Origin of the sequence: Paraburkholderia ferrariae NBRC 106233, from assembly GCF_000685035.1 — a bacterium.
GTDB lineage: Bacteria > Pseudomonadota > Gammaproteobacteria > Burkholderiales > Burkholderiaceae > Paraburkholderia > Paraburkholderia ferrariae.
The window spans coordinates 77337-92783 of record NZ_BAYB01000002.1; the positions used below are offsets into that span (position 1 = coordinate 77337).

The 15447-nt window shown below is 65.0% G+C and carries 13 protein-coding genes; 9 read left to right on the forward strand and 4 right to left on the reverse strand.

The genetic code is table 11. From position 1 onward, the window contains the following. Positions 1-822: 822 nt before the first annotated feature. Positions 823-1104, reverse strand: coding sequence for a hypothetical protein (locus BFE01S_RS00645; RefSeq protein WP_028223920.1), 282 nt, complete (start codon positions 1102-1104; stop codon positions 823-825). Between the two features lie 100 nt (positions 1105-1204). After that, positions 1205-1681: a MarR family winged helix-turn-helix transcriptional regulator gene (locus BFE01S_RS00650; protein WP_028223921.1), complete on the reverse strand. Its 477-nt coding sequence runs from the start codon at positions 1679-1681 to the stop codon at positions 1205-1207. Between the two features lie 207 nt (positions 1682-1888). Here BFE01S_RS00650 and BFE01S_RS00655 point away from each other — a divergent pair, with 207 nt between their 5' ends. The 6 genes from BFE01S_RS00655 to BFE01S_RS00680 all read left to right on the forward strand — a co-directional run bounded on the left by BFE01S_RS00655 (position 1889) and on the right by BFE01S_RS00680 (position 9559). Beyond that, positions 1889-2968: an aromatic ring-hydroxylating dioxygenase subunit alpha gene (locus tag BFE01S_RS00655; RefSeq protein WP_028223922.1), complete on the forward strand. Its 1080-nt coding sequence runs from the start codon at positions 1889-1891 to the stop codon at positions 2966-2968. Continuing rightward, positions 2965-3939 (forward strand): PDR/VanB family oxidoreductase, encoded by a 975-nt coding sequence (locus BFE01S_RS00660; protein ID WP_028223923.1) that lies wholly within the window; start codon positions 2965-2967, stop codon positions 3937-3939. Before BFE01S_RS00655 ends, BFE01S_RS00660 begins: the two co-directional genes overlap by 4 nt. 255 nt (positions 3940-4194) lie before the next feature. Next, positions 4195-4962, forward strand: a complete 768-nt coding sequence (locus tag BFE01S_RS00665; RefSeq protein WP_028223924.1) for a coniferyl-alcohol dehydrogenase — start codon at positions 4195-4197, stop codon at positions 4960-4962. Between the two features lie 36 nt (positions 4963-4998). Further along, positions 4999-6471, forward strand: a complete 1473-nt coding sequence (locus BFE01S_RS00670) for a benzaldehyde dehydrogenase (RefSeq protein WP_028223925.1) — start codon at positions 4999-5001, stop codon at positions 6469-6471. A gap of 67 nt (positions 6472-6538) precedes the next feature. Beyond that, positions 6539-7375: a p-hydroxycinnamoyl CoA hydratase/lyase gene (locus BFE01S_RS00675; protein ID WP_028223926.1), complete on the forward strand. Its 837-nt coding sequence runs from the start codon at positions 6539-6541 to the stop codon at positions 7373-7375. A gap of 18 nt (positions 7376-7393) precedes the next feature. Continuing rightward, entirely contained in the window at positions 7394-9559 is a 2166-nt protein-coding gene (locus BFE01S_RS00680; protein ID WP_042336941.1) for an acetate--CoA ligase family protein, read from the forward strand. A gap of 51 nt (positions 9560-9610) precedes the next feature. Here BFE01S_RS00680 and BFE01S_RS00685 read toward each other — a convergent pair whose 3' ends face one another. After that, positions 9611-10090 (reverse strand): MarR family winged helix-turn-helix transcriptional regulator, encoded by a 480-nt coding sequence (locus BFE01S_RS00685; protein ID WP_028223928.1) that lies wholly within the window; start codon positions 10088-10090, stop codon positions 9611-9613. Between the two features lie 225 nt (positions 10091-10315). Between BFE01S_RS00685 and BFE01S_RS36885 the strand changes: the two genes are divergently transcribed. Both BFE01S_RS36885 and BFE01S_RS00695 read left to right on the forward strand, forming a co-directional pair. Further along, positions 10316-11602 carry an MFS transporter gene (locus tag BFE01S_RS36885; protein WP_042336942.1) on the forward strand — a complete coding sequence of 429 codons (1287 nt, stop codon included), beginning with the start codon at positions 10316-10318 and terminating at the stop codon, positions 11600-11602. An 85-nt stretch (positions 11603-11687) separates the two neighbouring features. Continuing rightward, complete coding sequence (locus tag BFE01S_RS00695) at positions 11688-12758, forward strand: porin (protein ID WP_028223929.1); 1071 nt, start codon at positions 11688-11690, stop codon at positions 12756-12758. A 62-nt stretch (positions 12759-12820) separates the two neighbouring features. Here BFE01S_RS00695 and BFE01S_RS00700 read toward each other — a convergent pair whose 3' ends face one another. Next, positions 12821-13693: a GNAT family N-acetyltransferase gene (locus tag BFE01S_RS00700; protein WP_028223930.1), complete on the reverse strand. Its 873-nt coding sequence runs from the start codon at positions 13691-13693 to the stop codon at positions 12821-12823. Between the two features lie 249 nt (positions 13694-13942). Here BFE01S_RS00700 and BFE01S_RS00705 point away from each other — a divergent pair, with 249 nt between their 5' ends. After that, the gene (locus BFE01S_RS00705; protein WP_028223931.1) at positions 13943-15433 is read left to right on the forward strand and encodes an aldehyde dehydrogenase family protein; all 1491 of its coding nucleotides are present in this window, start codon (positions 13943-13945) and stop codon (positions 15431-15433) included. Positions 15434-15447 lie beyond the last annotated feature (14 nt).

Here is a 15447-nt window from a genome sequence, read left to right on the forward strand (position 1 = left end):
CGAAAAACGGGCGCATGGGTGAGTAGTCTGGATGCTTCCTACACTGCGAACACATGAATCAATGGTGGCCTGCGGACTGAATCTGCGGGACAGCGGTTGCTGCCCATGACGCTACACACGTTGGACGGAAGCCAATCATCGCTTCGTCGCAGCTTTAGGGGGGATCAAGTGTCGCAAGCTTGCGACGTTGTTCACGGGTTCCCAGGCGACAGGCGGTGGAGCGTTGGGCTACCGTTTGCCGCACGCCGCGTCCATTGTGTTCCGCCGTTACATGGGGGTAGATCCGGGGGTAACCGAACAGCGCCACATTGACCAATCCCATACTGGGCGGGCCTGGGCGCCCACAATGCGAATCCGACCCGGCCCACCAAGTACCTAACCCTGATTTAACCCGGGGGAAGCAATCCCTTGAGTGCCTCCTTTCCATTTCATCGGGGCAGTGCCGCCACATTGATGGAAATACTCAGGATTCCAAATGACTTGGTTTTCATCGGCCTTGGGGGCGGAGCAGGTTGTCGATCGCTATCTGGGCCGATTGCTCGAGGTATCGCGCAGAATATCGGAAAAGCTATAATGCGGCGCGAATCTGCGGGTTGGTCATGCATCGTCACGTAGTTCGCTGATGACCTCGATCGTGAGGCTGGGCTGATTGCCGACGTGACGGATGTGACAAATACGGCGGAGACGCTCCACGCGAAATCGCGGGAGTTCCTCATGTGGACGAGTTCATGTTGGAGCGTCCCATATTTAGATAGGATGACTTATCGTAATGGCTCGGCTGCCGAGGGCTTTTTTACGGAAACTCGCACACATGGATGCCGTTCATGTAGCGGACAGAAGCGAGCGGGCCTGTTTAAGAAGTGCATGCGACGCGGCGAACTCATTACGTCCGGCCATAGTAAGTGCGGCGTCGCCGGTGCGCGCGAAAAGCTCGTCGTCGGAAGTTCGGCTGGCATTCAAACCGGGACCAGGTTGGTCGAACTGGCGAAAGAACGCGAGCATTTCGAAGGCATCAAACCGCCAGTCTTCAGGTCCAGCCTTGGCCAGAATTTCGGCGGCGGCTGCCAGTTGCCGTGAGGCTGCGAGGAATTTGGTGCGCTCCACGATGATCTCCTCATAAGTTGCAGTCGGCTGATCCGTTGTGCGCGCTTGGCTTCGGCCTCGTAATCAGTGTGCTTGGGTCATGCACTCCCGGTGAAGTGGGCTATGCCCTGAGCGGCGCCCGGCTCTGCTCATTGTTCAGGTGAACGAATTTTCTCAGCAGCCTCATCAGATCGAGTGCATCCTTCTCGCCCATCCCTTCGAAGAGCCCGTCGCGCAGATCGCGCACCGACGGCATCAAACTGGCAAGCAATGCGTTGCCCTCGGGGGTCAGTGACAGGCGACGCTGCCGCCGCGGCAAGATTTCCCGCACGATCCATCCCTTGGCCTCCAGGCGCGCAGCAATGTCGGCCGTGGTCGAGGTATCGAGCGCGACCTTTTGCGCAAGCGTCACCTGGTCCAGGCCGGGACATTCGTCGAGCATGCGCAGCACGGCGTATTGCACCGGGGTGACGTCACGCCCGAGCTTTTCGTAAAACATGGCGACGGCGATCTGATGCGCGCGGCGGATCAGATGGCCGGGTTCTTCGTAGAGGTCTAGGGGCGGACGCGTTGCGCCGGCGGCATTCGGTTTCTTCATGGCAAGAGCGGGCGGGTAGTCGTCGGGTTTGCTGCTTGAGTGGCGGGTCGGCCCGTTGCGGGAAAACCAGTATACCGCCGTCCTTGTCGGCACCTTATTCATTCCGTACACTGAATTACATTCAGTACACGGAATATGCGACTGACGCGCGGGTGCCGTTCAGGGTTCGCCAAACCGTACAGAGACCAGGAAAAGGAGGCGAAGGCGATGTTTTTGAAGAATGCGTGGTACGTGGCGTGCACGCCTGATGAAATCGACGGCAAGCCGCTTGGCCGCAAGATTTGCGGCGAGTCGATCGTTTTCTATCGCGGGGAGGGAGGCGCGGTGGTCGCCCTGGAGGACTTCTGTCCGCACCGCGGTGCGCCGCTTTCCCTCGGGTTTGTCCGCGACGGGCGGCTCGTTTGCGGCTATCACGGGCTGGAGATGGGCTGCGACGGCAAGGCTTCGAGCATGCCGGGCCAGCGGGTTGGCGGCTTCCCGCCGGTCAGGCGCTATGCGGCGCTTGAGCGATACGGGTTTGTCTGGGTATGGCCCGGCGACGCGTCGCAGGCCGACCCGGCGAAGCTCCATCCGCTGCCGTGGGCGGAGGACCCGGCATGGGCTTACGGTGGCGGCCTCTATCACATCCGCTGCGACTACCGGCTCATGATCGACAACCTCATGGACCTCACGCACGAGACTTATGTCCACGCGAGCAGCATCGGCCAGAAGGAAATCGACGAGGCGCCGCCGAAGACCGTGAGCCAGGGCGATGAAGTCGTCACGAGCCGCTTCATGCACAACATCAGCGCGCCGCCTTTCTGGCAAATGGCGCTGCGCGGCAACGGACTGGCCGATGACGTACCGGTCGACCGCTGGCAGATCTGCCGTTTCACGCCGCCGAGCCACGTCATGATCGAGGTCGGGGTGGCGCACGCGGGGCATGGCGGCTACGACGCGCCGGCCGGGCGCAAGGCGTCGTCGGTCGTCGTCGATTTCATCACGCCGGAAACGGAAACGTCGATCTGGTATTTCTGGGGGATGGCGCGCAACTTCCAGCCCGACGATACGGATCTCACCGCCCGCATACGCGAGGGGCAAGGGAAGATCTTCGCCGAGGACCTGGAGATGCTCGAACGCCAGCAGCAGAACCTGCTGGCGTGGCCCGAGCGCTCGCTGCTCAAGCTCAACATCGATGCGGGCGGCGTGCTTTCCCGCAAGGTTATCGACCGCCTGCTGGTCGAAGAGCGTGGGCAGCCGGCCGGACGCACGATTGTGCCGATCACCGCTGTGAAGGAGTCCTCATGAGCGATGCGTCATTGACAGCATTGACAGTCGAGGTCGTACGCAAGTGGGACGAGGCGCACGGCATTTGCGGCTTCGAACTGCGGCGTCCCGACCGCGCGCCGCTGCCCGGCTTCAGCGCCGGCGCCCATATCGACGTGCATCTGCCCGGCGGGCTCGTGCGCCAATACTCGCTTTGCGGCAGTCCGGCGCGCAACGACTGCTACGAAATCGCGGTGCTGCGCGACGAACATGGCCGAGGCGGATCGATGGCGATTCACGACCGCGTGCAGCAAGGCGATCTGCTTCGTATCGGCGTGCCGCGCAACCTCTTTACACTCGATGCACAGGCGGGCCGGCACCTGTTGCTCGCGGGCGGCATCGGCGTGACGCCAATCCTGTCCATGGCCGAACAGCTGGCCTGTGCGGGCGCGCCGTTCGAGATGCATTACTGCACGCGTTCGCGCGAAAAGACCGCGTTTGTGGAGCGGCTGGCCCGCGCTGCGTTTCGCGACCACGTTCAGTTCCACTTCGACGATGCCGGTGCCGGACAGTCGCTCGATATCGCCGCGGTGCTCGCGGCGGCCCCGGCGCAAACCCACCTTTACGTATGTGGCCCGCGCGGTTTCATGGAGGCAGTGCTGGCCGAGGCCCGCATGCAGGGTTGGGCCGAGCACAGACTGCACTATGAGTTCTTTGCTGGCGCGCCTGCGGACCCAGGCGCGGAGACGGCATTCCAGGTGCGCATCGCGAGCAGCGGCGCATCGATCGTGGTGCCGCCCGGATGCTCGGTGGTCGAGGCGCTCGCTCGAGCCGGCGTGGAGGTGTTGACGTCGTGCGAACAGGGCGTGTGCGGTACGTGCATGACCCGGGTGCTCGAAGGGCACCCCGATCACCGGGATACCTATCTGACCGATGAGGAGAAGCTCGCGGGCGAGTACTTCCTGCCGTGCTGTTCGCGCTCCAGATCTCCCGTTCTCGTGCTCGATCTCTAACGTTTGCGAAAGCTGCCACCTTGGCCGGATGCCCGTGCGATTGGGGCGGCACGCCTTTGGCCGATCGCTGGGGACCCGCCAATCTGCCGTTGATGCACGCGCGCATGTGCCGGGCTTGCAGGGCGGCCAAATCGCACCCGGATCACTGCGGGTTTTCCATGGGGCAATGCCGCTTGAAAAAATACTTATACGATGTAACTATTATGGTGTAAAAGTATCGAGCGGCATTCGACCGAAACCAAGGAGACAAGCGCAATGACCCTGCACGGCAAGACCCTGATCGTGACCGGCGTGGCGTCCGGCATCGGCGCCGAGACCGCACGACTCGCGAGATTTCACGGCGCGCGCGTGATCGGCGTGGATCGTCAGCCCGTCAACCTGTCGCTCGACGCGTTTCATCAGGCCGATCTTGGCGATCCTGCCGCGATCGACGCACTGGTCGCGAGCCTTCCCGGCCGCGTGGACGCGCTGGCCAATATCGCGGGCGTGCCGGGCACGGCCCCGGTCGATAGCGTGGCGCGCGTGAATTACCTGGGTCTGCGCCATCTCAGCGAAGCGCTGCTACCCCGCATCGCGCCGGGCGGCAGCGTGATCAACATCGCGTCGATCCTGGGCGCGGAGTGGCCGCAACGGCTCGAACTGCACCGCGAGCTGGCGGATACCGCCGGATTCGAGGCGGGCGCGCAATGGCTCGACGCACATCCGGTGCCGCAGGCCACCTGCTACCCGTATTTCAAGGAAGCGCTGATCGTCTGGAGCGCGCGCCGCTCGCGGGACTGGTTCGCGCGCCATTCGGTGCGCGTCAACAGCGTCGCCCCCGGCCCCGTCTTCACGCCGATTCTCGGCGACTTCGTCGCGATGCTCGGACCCGAGCGCGTCGCGGCCGACGCCGCGAAGATGAAGCGGCCCGCCTACGCCGACGAGGTCGCCGAGGCTATCGTGTTTCTTGCTTCCGATTCCGCACGCTGGATCAACGGCGTGAATCTGCCCGTCGATGGCGGGCTGGCCGCCACGGCAATCTGAGCAGGCCCCATCCAATTACTACGGGAGACATTCGTCATGAACAATCCGTCCGGCTTCTCGCTCGCCAACGCCGATACGTGGCGCGGCGCGATCTTTAACGGAGACTGGGTCAGCGTGCCCGGCCTGCTGGAAGTCGTCGAACCGGCTAGCGGCCGGCCGCTGCATCAGGTCGGGAAGGCCACGCCCGAGGACGTTGCGGTCGCCGTGAAATCGGCACGCGCAGCGCAGCGTGCATGGGCTGCCACACCGCCACGTGAGCGGGCCGCCGTGTTTCATCGCGCCGCAGCGATCTTGCAGGAGCATGCAGGTGCCGCTGCCACGCTGATTGCGCGCGAAACCGGCGCCATCCTGGCGAAGGGCGAGCATGAGGTGCGCGAGGCGATCGTGCTGCTGCAGCGCGCCGCGGCGATGCCGCTGGAAGCCAACGGCCGGGTGCTGCCGAGCGCGCCGGGCCGGCTCAGCATTGCGCGCCAGTTGCCGCTTGGCGTAATCGGGGTGATTTCGCCGTTCAATTTCCCGCTCGTACTGTCGCTGCGCTCGGCGGCACCGGCGCTTGCCGTCGGCAACGCGGTGGTGGTCAAGCCCGATCCGCGCACGCCCTACGCCGGCGGCTTCGTGATCGCCGAAGTGCTGGCCGCCGCAGGTTTGCCGAAGGGTTTGCTGCACGTCCTGCCGGGCGGCGCGGATGTCGGGCAGGCGCTGGTCGAGGCGCCCGGCGTGCCGATGCTCGCGTTCACCGGTTCGACCACTGCCGGCCGCAAGATCGGCGAACTGGCGGGGCGTCATCTGAAGAAGGTGTCGCTGGAGCTGGGCGGCAAGAATTCGCTGATCGTGCTCGACGATGCCGATCTCGACAAGGCGGTCTCGGCGATCGCGTTCGGTGCGTGGTTCCATCAAGGGCAGATCTGCATGGCGACCGGCCGGGTGCTGGCTCATCGCCGCATCGCGGCGGAGCTCACGCGCCGTCTTGCCGACAAGGCGCGCAACCTGCCCGTTGGCGATCCGGCCGTGGCACAAGTGGCGCTCGGCCCGATCATCGACCGGCGGCAGTTGCAGAACGTCGTCGACATCGTTGGCGCGTCGGTGGCGGCGGGCGCCGTGGTCGAGGCGGGCGCCACGCACGAGGGGCTTTTCTATATGCCGACCGTGCTGTCCAACGTGAAGCCAGGCATGCGTGCATTCGACGAAGAGATCTTCGGGCCCGTCGCGAGTGTGATTGCATTCGATACCGACGACGAAGCCGTCGAGCTGGCCAACCACACCGAATACGGTTTGTCGGCGGGCGTGATCTCGGCTTCGGTGGGCCGCGCCATGGCACTCGGCGAACGGCTCCATACAGGGTTGCTGCACATTAACGACCAGACCGTCGCCGACGAGGTGATCAATCCGTTCGGCGGCACCGGCGCCTCGGGCAATGGCACCAGCGTGGGCGGCCCTGCCGACTGGGAGCAGTACACGCACTGGCAATGGGTGACGGTCAAAGAGACCGTGCCGCAGTATCCATTCTGAGTCAAGACGAAGCGCCCGCGCACGGGCGCTGCGATCGACATTTTCACTATTTGATAAGGTATGCAAAATGAGCAGTCAGGCAGAACAGCAAACGGTCGTTTTCAGCATCGAGGATGGCGTGGCATGGGTCCGCTTCAATCGCCCGGAAAAGCGCAACGCAATGAGCCCGCAACTGAACCGGCGCATGATGGAGGTGCTCGACGAACTGGAGTTTCATCCCGATGTCGGCGTGCTCGTTCTGACCGGCGAAGGCTCCGCGTGGACGGCCGGCATGGACCTCCAGGAGTACTTCCGCGATACCGAAGCGCACGGCCTCAAGGGTACGCGCAAGGCCCAGCGCGAGAGCTACGGCTGGTGGCGCCGCCTGCGCTGGTATCAGAAGCCCACGATCGCGATGATCAACGGCTGGTGTTTCGGCGGCGGCTACGGTCCCCTCTTTGCCTGCGATCTCGCGTTCTGCGCAGAGGAAGCGCGCTTCGGCCTTTCGGAAATCAACTGGGGCATTCTGCCGGGCGGTGGCGCGTCGAAAGTCGCAGCGGAGCTGCTGTCGTTCCGCCGCGCGATGTATCACGCCATGCTTGGAGAAAACATCGACGGACGCAAGGCGGAAGAATGGGGCCTTGTGAACGAGGCGGTTCCCGCCGCGCAACTGCGTGCACGCGTGGTCGAAGTGGCGCAGGCGCTGCTCGAAAAGAACCCGGTTGCCTTGAAGGCGACCAAGGACGCGGTCCGCCGGGTGCGCGAGATGACCTACGATAATGCCGAGGATTTCCTCGTGCGCGCCCAGGAGGCGGCGAACAGCTTCGATGACGATGGCCGCAAGGAAGGCCTCAGGCAGTTTCTCGACGACAAGACCTACAAGCCCGGTCTCGGCACCTACGATGCGACCCGGCAGCGCGCGTAAGCGCAGGAGCGAGCCGACATGAATACGATCCAACCCGGCGAGCGGCCCGGGATGAGCAGCCATGCCGCGGCGCGCCTGCTGAGGCCGGCGTCGATCGCCATCGTCGGCGCGTCGCCGACGCCGGGCGCGCTCGGCGCATCGGTGCTGGCCAACCTCGAGCGCAACGATTACCGGGGCCGAATCTACCTGGTCAATCCGAAACGCGACGACATTAACGGGCGGCCATGCGTGAAATCGATCGAGGCATTGCCTGCTGACGTGGACGTCGCCGTGCTGGCGATTCCGCAGCCGGCGGTGCTCGACGCCGTACGCCAGCTCGCGACGCGCAAGGTGGGCGCAGTCGTGATCTTTTCGGCCGGCTTTGCTGAGGCGGGTTCGGAGGGGATCGCGCAGCAGCAGGAAATTGCGAGGATCGCCGCCGAGGCGGGCATGCTTGTCGAAGGGCCCAATTGCCTCGGCTGCATCAATTATCTGGACCGCGTGCCGCTCACGTTCATCGAAACGGACGTGAGTCCGGCGCAGGCGCAGCGCAGCGCCAGCCAGCCCGCGATCGGGATTCTCTCGCAAAGCGGGGCGATGATGGCCGTGCTCAATACCACGCTCACGAGCCGTAACCTGCCGCTCTCCTACGCCGTGTCAACGGGAAATGAGGCGGCCAGCCACCTTGAGGACTACCTGGAGTTTCTGCTCGATGATTCCGGCACCCGTGTCGTCGCCATGATTGCCGAGCAGTTCCGCGAGCCGCGCCGCCTGCTCGACGCTGCCCGGCGCGCACGCGAGGCGGGCAAGCTGCTGGTGCTGCTGCATCCGGGGCGCAGCGCGGCGGCACGGGCCTCGGCGGCGACGCATACCGGGGCAATGGCAGGCGATTATTCAGTCATGCTGACCAAGGTGGAACGCGCCGGTATCGTGGTCGCCCAGACCCTGGAAGAGCTGGGCGATATCGCGGAGATCGGCTTGCGCTGCGCGCGGCTGCCGGGCCGGGGCGCCGCGATCCTCGGTGAGTCGGGCGCCTTCAAGGCATTGTGCCTCGATATCTGCGATGAACTCGATCTCGATCTGCCAACCATCGGCGATCATGATGCACCCGCGCTGCGCGCCGCCATGCCCCCGTTTGTCGCGCTCTCCAATCCGCTCGATCTGACCGCACAGGGGCTCGTCGATCCGGAGTTGTATTACCGCACCCTCTCGGCGCTGTTCGACGATGATCGATTTTCGGCCGTCGTCGTTGGGCTGATCCAGACCGATCCGGTGACGTGCGCGATCAAGATGCCGCCCGTGCTGCGCGCGGTGCGCGAGCTGCGTCCGCAAAAGCCAGTCATCTGTGCGGGGCTCGACGAAGGAGCGGCGGTGCCGCCCGAGTACATCGCACAGATGCGCGAACTCGGCATTCCGTACTTTCCGGGCACGGAGCGCGCGTTGCGGGCCGTCGCGCGGCTGAGCAAACTGAGTACGCGCGATTTCACCGAAACCGTGTTCGAGCCGGTGGCAGCCGATCTGCCGCATCGCGGGGGCGTCGTGCCCGAATACCAGGCGAAGCGGATTCTCGCGCCGCTTGGCATTCCGTTCGCGCGCGGCGAATTCGTCACGAGCCTCGATGCCGCATTGTTGTGCGCGCAACGGATCGGCTACCCCGTTGCGCTCAAGGTGCAGGCGGCCGAGTTAAGCCACAAGAGCGACGTCGGCGGCGTCATACTCGGTGTCGATGGCACCGAGGCCCTGCGGGCGGCCTGGACGCGACTCCACGACGATGTCGGGCGGCATGCCCCTGCGGCCGCGCTGGACGGCGTATTGATCGAGGCGATGGGCGCGCGTGGACTCGAAATGATCGTCGGCGCGCGCAGCGATCCCCAGTGGGGTCCGGTGATCATGATCGGATTCGGCGGCGTGACAGCCGAGGTGACGCGCGACGTCCGGCTGCTGCCGCACGACCTGACCCGCGAGGCGGTGGTGCGCGAGATCGGCCGCCTGAAAGGTGCGCCGCTGCTGCATGGCTATCGCGGCGCCCCCGCGCTCGACGTCGAGGCGTTCGCCGACGTGGTCGTGCGGCTCGGTGCGTTGCTGCAATCGGAGCCCGGCATTCGGGAGGTCGACCTCAATCCGGTTGTGGTCTATCCGCGCGGGCAGGGTGTGCTGGCGCTCGATGCGCTGATGCTGGTGGGGGCAGGCGAGGTGCTCGACTGACGCGCGGGTCCGGCGGCAGTGCCTGGGTTTGCCTGCCGGACCGGTTGCCGCTCAGGCTGCGTAGATTTTCGACAGCAGTCGCTTCAACTGTTCGCGCTCGTCGCCGGAGAGCTTATGGATGGCTGCTTCGTCGGCTCTTTGGGCGGCCTTCAGGGCCTGGGCATGGAGTTTCGTGCCTTCCGGTGTCAGTGCGAGCAACTGGATGCGCTTGTCCTCGGTGCTGCGTTGCCGGGTCAGCAGCCCGTTCGATTCGAGCCGGTCCAGCAATGTCGCGAGGTTGGGCGGCGCGATGGCCAGCGCTTCGGACAGGGCTTTCTGGTTGATTCCCCGATTGCGCCGCAATGTGGAGAGCACGGCGAAGTCGGCCTGGCGCAGCTCGAGCTTTTCCATTTGCCCGTCGAAGTGCGTCTGGATCACCAGATAGGCGCGTCGAACGTTGTATCCGAGAAGATCCTGCAATTCCGACTGGTCGATTTGGCTGGAGGACGCGTCGTTGACGTTGGTGTTATCGGGAGCGGACTTGGTCGGCATGGCAATGAGCAATACGCTGGAACGGTGCAATAAATCATAGCACGTGGCTACTGGCTTCCCTGATCGGAGAGGGCATGGACGCTGCGCGTTCACAAGGCTGCGGCCGGTTTTGGGTTCGGCGTTTTCCCCTAGACCGCGATTCTTGCGCTTTCCGTGAAACAACTTATCATGAATAACAAATATTGATCATAATCAATATTCGAAAACCTCGACAGGAGACACCCCATGCATTCCGCGGTACCCCATGACACGCCGAATAGCAGGAAACATGATTCGGTATACGAAATAAAAACACTGATTCTTCTCGGACTGGGTTTTGGCCTGGTCGGACTGGACCGCTGGATCGTCGCACCGCTGTTTCCGCACATGATGCGCGACCTGCATCTGAACTTTCAGCAGCTCGGCAGCCTGATCGGCATTCTGAGCGTGGCCTGGGGCGTGTGGGCCATCGCCATGGGCCCGGTCTCCGACCGGATCGGCCGCAAACGTATCCTGGTCGTCACGATGGTGGCGTTCTCCCTGCTCTCCAGTCTGTCCGGCCTTGCTGCCAGCTTTGCGAGCTTGATGCTGATCCGTGCGGTGATGGGCGTGGCGGAGGGCGCGTTCACGCCGGCGAGCGTCGCCGCGACCGGCGAGGCGTCCCTGCCGTCACGGCGCGGTCTCAACCAGGGATTGCAGTTGAGCATGTTCTCGCTGCTCGGCCTTGGCTTCGCGCCCATTCTCGCCACGCAGTTGCTCCGGGTCGTGCCGTCGTGGCACTGGGTCTTCATGATTTCCGCGGTGCCGGGCCTGATCGTCGCGGCACTCATCGCGCGTACGCTGCGCGAGCAGCCGCGCAGCGCATCGTCCGCCGCGCAGGCGGACATGGCGCGGCCGCGCTGGATCTCACTCTTCGGTAGCCGCAACGTATGGCTTGCGATGCTGGCGATCCTGTGCGCGATGGCGGGGATTTTCGTCGTGAGCGCGATGGTGCCGACCTATCTCGTCGAAGTGCTGCATCTCGACACGCAGGAGATGGGGTTCGTCGTCTCGGCGATCGGCTTTGGCGGCTTCGTGGGCTCGTTCGGGGTGGCGGGTGCATCGGACTTCATCGGCCGGCGCAATGCCGCGCTGCTCGCGTTCGCCGGGGCCACCGCGCTTCTGTATCTGTTCGCTCACACAGGGCCTAACCCGCAGTTGTTGTTCGCCCTGCTGTTCGGCGTGTCCGTGTTTGCGCTGGGACTGCTGGGCCTGTTCAGCGGCCCGATCGCAACGGAAGCCGCGCCGGTGGGGCTCGTCGCGTCGTCCGTCGGCTTCGTTTCCGGTGCGGGCGAGATTTTTGGCGGCGGCCTCGCGCCTGCGGCTGCGGGCTTTGTCGCGCAGCACTTCGGCCTGCCGTCCACGCTGACGCTTGCACTCGGCGGGTTGATCGCGGGCGGCGTGGTGTCCTTGTTCCTCGTCGAGACCGCACCGCGTCGGCGCCGTGCCGCCGCAACGGAGACCGCCCTTGGCATGAAGGAGGACGCGGCCTGAGCCGCGCGTGCGGACGATTGCAGAAACCCAACCCGCGACGCCCCGGTCGCGAAGCCAATACCAGAATTCAATCAGGAGACAGTGAGTGAAAGTCAGGACCCTTTGTGTCGCAGCGAGCCTTTTGTTCGCATGCCACGCCTATGCGCAGAGCAGTGTCACGATCAGCGGCATGATGGACGCGGGTGTGTCCTATGTCAGCAATGAGGCCGGCGGCCACGCGTTCAAATTCGACGACGGCATTGCGGTGCCGAACCTGCTGAATTTTTCGGGCAAGGAGGACCTCGGCGGCGGTACGCACGCGATCTTCGAGCTCACGGATCAGTACGAGATGGGCACGGGCTCGTTCATGCCGGGCGGCGGTCTGTTCACCCGCTCGGCCTTCGTGGGTCTGGACGACGAGCGCTTTGGCAAACTGACCTTCGGCAACCAGTACGATTTCATGTTCGAGTCGCTGTTCCTCGACGACGGCGGGATCTACGCGCAAGGCATCTACGACTTTCCGAACGGCCCGTTTGCGAAGCTTGCGCTGCCGGAGAACCCCACGGGCGCATTCAACTGGGATCGCATGGCGGGCGTGGCCGTCAACAATTCGGTCAAATACCAGAGCGCGAACTTCGGCGGCTTTTCGGGTGGCGTGATGTACGGCTTTGGGGGAGTCGCCGGATCGTTCGGCTCCAACAGCGGCACGAGCGCGGGCTTGAACTATGCGAACGGGGGATTCGGTGCAAATGCTGCGTTTACGCAGGTCAAGACGGCGGTATCTGGGGTGCAGGATAGCGTGCGAAACTGGGGCTTCGGTGCCCACTACCGGATGGGTTCCGTGACGGCGACCGCAATCTACACCGCAGTGCGCAACGAACTGAACGGCGCGGCGGTCTGGGAGGCAGAGCTCGGCGGTTTGTGGCAGATCGCCCCCGAGTGGTCGCTCAGCGGAGCGTATATGTACATGAAGGGCAACGATGTCGTCGACAACAATCATGCGCATCAGCTTACCGCGATGCTCGGCTACGCACTGTCAAAGCGCACCAGCGTCTACGCAGCCACCATTTACCAACGCACGAACGAAGGAGCGGCGGCGCAGATCAACGATGTGATGGTCGCATCGAGCAGCCCATCGCAGTTCATCGCACGCATCGGAATGCAGACGCGATTCTGAGTTCCAGGCGCCTTCACCCAAACGTCTCAGGCCGCCGAGGGTTCAACCTCGGTCTACGCGTATTACCACACCGCCTGGCTCGTAATCGCGAACTGCCTGAATTCCGCATCGACGTCCAGCGGGGCGCCGCGTTCCGTCTTCTCGATATGGTCGACGAGCGGCAGCCCCACCCCTTCCAGCCAGTCGGACAGACCGAGATCGACGGGCGTGTCGATGCGCACGAACATGCCCGCGTTCGAAGCGAGCCAATGGCTGATCAGCGCCTTCGCGCGGCACGTGTCCGGCGAATCCGGCGCGATCACGGGGCCGATCACGTGCCCGTCGCCAAAGCGGCGAAAGAGCGCGAATCCAATGAGTTCGCCGTCGCGGTCGAGCGCGATGCCGCTCGCCTGATCGAGCAGCCTGGGCAGCATGTCCGAGCGGTCGAGTCCGCTCGCGCGCGTGGCCAGCTCGATCAGGCGGGGCCGGTCGCTCGCGCCGATCGGACGCAGCCGCTCGCCGGCGGGCAGCGAGACGAGCGGCGGCTGGAACGCCGCACCCTGATGCTGGTGGATTCGGCCGATACGCGTGAAGCCAAGCCGCTCGACGAGGGGCCAGCCGGTGTCGCTCGCATGGAGCAGCAGCGTGCGCGATGCCAGCGCCTGCATCCAGTGCTCGATCATGGCCCGGCCGATACCGCGGCGCTGATGGCTCGGCTTGACTATCAGCATGCCGAGCGTCGCCGCATCGGGGCCGAACAACCAGGAAAAAGCCGTGCCGACGAGCGAGCCGCTTTCATCCACGGCCACGATGCCGTCGCCGATGCGTGCGGCGAAGCGCCAGTCTTCAGGGCGGTGGCGCCAGCGCACCGCGGTCGACAACGCGTGAGCCGCGGGCAGGTCGTCGGCAGTAAAGGCGCGATAGGTGATGACGCCGGTCAGGTTTGGGTCGGACACGCCGGCCTCCGGATTCTGTGTATGCGTAGCGTGACTATCGCATCGCGCGCTTTGACTGGCTAGGACGATCTTCCTGTTCCGGACGCGCCCGGATGCGCGGACGGCCCGCAGCCGTGATGCAATGCAAAACGCGGGGTTGAGGGGCCGATAACGCGCCGAATCTGCTGATTGCGCATTTTTGTCGGTGAAATATGCGGCGGCAGCGGACCTACGATATTTCCCATCGAGACCAGTCGAGGGAATTCAGTCATGGACCAGTTCGATCCTGACGCGGTGGCTGCCACGGCAGCCGAAAAAGGCGGCCATTTCATTGGCGGCGAGCGGGTCGTCGAGGGCGCGGCGCGCATCGACGTTGCGCGGCCATCGGACGGCGTTGCCTACGCCTCAGTGGGTGTTGCCGACGCGCAGATGGTGGACCGTGCCGTCGAGAACGCCACGCGAGCGTTTCGCGAAAGCGGCTGGGCGCGCATGGCGCCGCGCGAGCGGGCCCGCGTTCTGCGCCGCTTCGCGGACCTCATCGCCGCCGATACCGCCACGCTCGCGCCGCTCGAAGCGCTCGGCTCGACGCGCCCGGTGCGCGACGTTTGCGCGTGGGACGTGCCGTACACGGCGGAAGGCATCCGCTTCTACGCCGAATTCGCCGACAAGATCGGCGGTGAGGTCGTGGCCACCGATCACGACCATCTGGGCATGACGATCGCCGAGCCCTATGGCGTGGTCGGGGCGATCGCGCCGTGGAATTTTCCGCTCGTGATGGCGTCGTGGAAGATGGGGCCCGCGCTGGCGGCGGGCAATGCCGTCGTGCTCAAGCCTTCGGAGATGACACCGTTCTCGGCGCTGCGTCTTGCCGAACTCGCGATCGAGGCGGGCATTCCGCCTGGCATCTTCAATGTCGTTCAAGGCGACGGCGCGACGACGGGCGACGCGCTCGTGCGCCATCCGGGCGTCGCCAAGGTCACGTTCACCGGCTCGACGCGCGCGGGCGCCGCGATCATGGCGGCGTGCGCGCAAGCGGGCACCAAGCCGCTCACGCTGGAACTGGGCGGCAAGAGCCCTCAGATCGTATTCGCCGACGCGCCGAAGCTCGACGAGGTCGCCCGCCGCATTGCCGGCGCGATTGCCGGCAATGCGGGGCAAGTGTGCGTGGCCGGTTCGCGTTTGCTGGTCGAGCGCGGCATTGCCGAGGAACTGGTGTCGCGCATCGGGCAAGCCTTCGCGGCGCTGCGCGCCGGCGCGACATGGGCGGCCGGCACGACGCTGCCGCCCATCATTTCGCAGACGCAGGCCGCGCGCATCGAAGCGATCGTCGAGCGCAGCGTGGCCGAAGGCGCGATCGTGCGCTGTGGCGGCCGGCGCGCCGACGCGCCTGTGCCGGGCGCCTTCTACCTGCCGACGATCCTGACCGGCGTGACCCCGCAGACCGAGGCCGTGCGCGCCGAGATCTTCGGCCCCGTGCTCACGGTGCAGACCTTCGACACCGAGGAAGAAGCGCTCGCGCTTGCCTCGCATCCCGACTACGGCCTCGCCGCCGGCGTGCATACCGCGGACATCGGCCGCGCGCTGCGTCTCGTGCGCGCGCTGGAGGCGGGCACGGTGTGGGTCAACCGCTATGGCCGCAGCAACGATTTCATGATCCCGACGGGCGGATACAAGCGCTCCGGCATGGGCAAGGATCTCGGGCGGCAGGGCTATGAGGCGCATTTGCGCTTCAAGAGCGTGCTGATCGATACGCGGAGCTGACGAGGGGGGAAAAG

What these genes read in the sequence shown, in the direction of transcription:
- BFE01S_RS00650 (WP_028223921.1), bottom strand. Translation starts at nt 1,681, where the DNA reads ATGAAGAAACCGAATGCCGCCGGCGCAACGCGTCCGCCCCTAGACCTC.
- BFE01S_RS00655 (WP_028223922.1), top strand. Translation starts at nt 1,889, where the DNA reads ATGTTTTTGAAGAATGCGTGGTACGTGGCGTGCACGCCTGATGAAATC.
- BFE01S_RS00660 (WP_028223923.1), top strand. Translation starts at nt 2,965, where the DNA reads ATGAGCGATGCGTCATTGACAGCATTGACAGTCGAGGTCGTACGCAAG.
- BFE01S_RS00665 (WP_028223924.1), top strand. Translation starts at nt 4,195, where the DNA reads ATGACCCTGCACGGCAAGACCCTGATCGTGACCGGCGTGGCGTCCGGC.
- BFE01S_RS00670 (WP_028223925.1), top strand. Translation starts at nt 4,999, where the DNA reads ATGAACAATCCGTCCGGCTTCTCGCTCGCCAACGCCGATACGTGGCGC.
- BFE01S_RS00675 (WP_028223926.1), top strand. Translation starts at nt 6,539, where the DNA reads ATGAGCAGTCAGGCAGAACAGCAAACGGTCGTTTTCAGCATCGAGGAT.
- BFE01S_RS00680 (WP_042336941.1), top strand. Translation starts at nt 7,394, where the DNA reads ATGAATACGATCCAACCCGGCGAGCGGCCCGGGATGAGCAGCCATGCC.
- BFE01S_RS00685 (WP_028223928.1), bottom strand. Translation starts at nt 10,090, where the DNA reads ATGCCGACCAAGTCCGCTCCCGATAACACCAACGTCAACGACGCGTCC.
- BFE01S_RS36885 (WP_042336942.1), top strand. Translation starts at nt 10,316, where the DNA reads ATGCATTCCGCGGTACCCCATGACACGCCGAATAGCAGGAAACATGAT.
- BFE01S_RS00705 (WP_028223931.1), top strand. Translation starts at nt 13,943, where the DNA reads ATGGACCAGTTCGATCCTGACGCGGTGGCTGCCACGGCAGCCGAAAAA.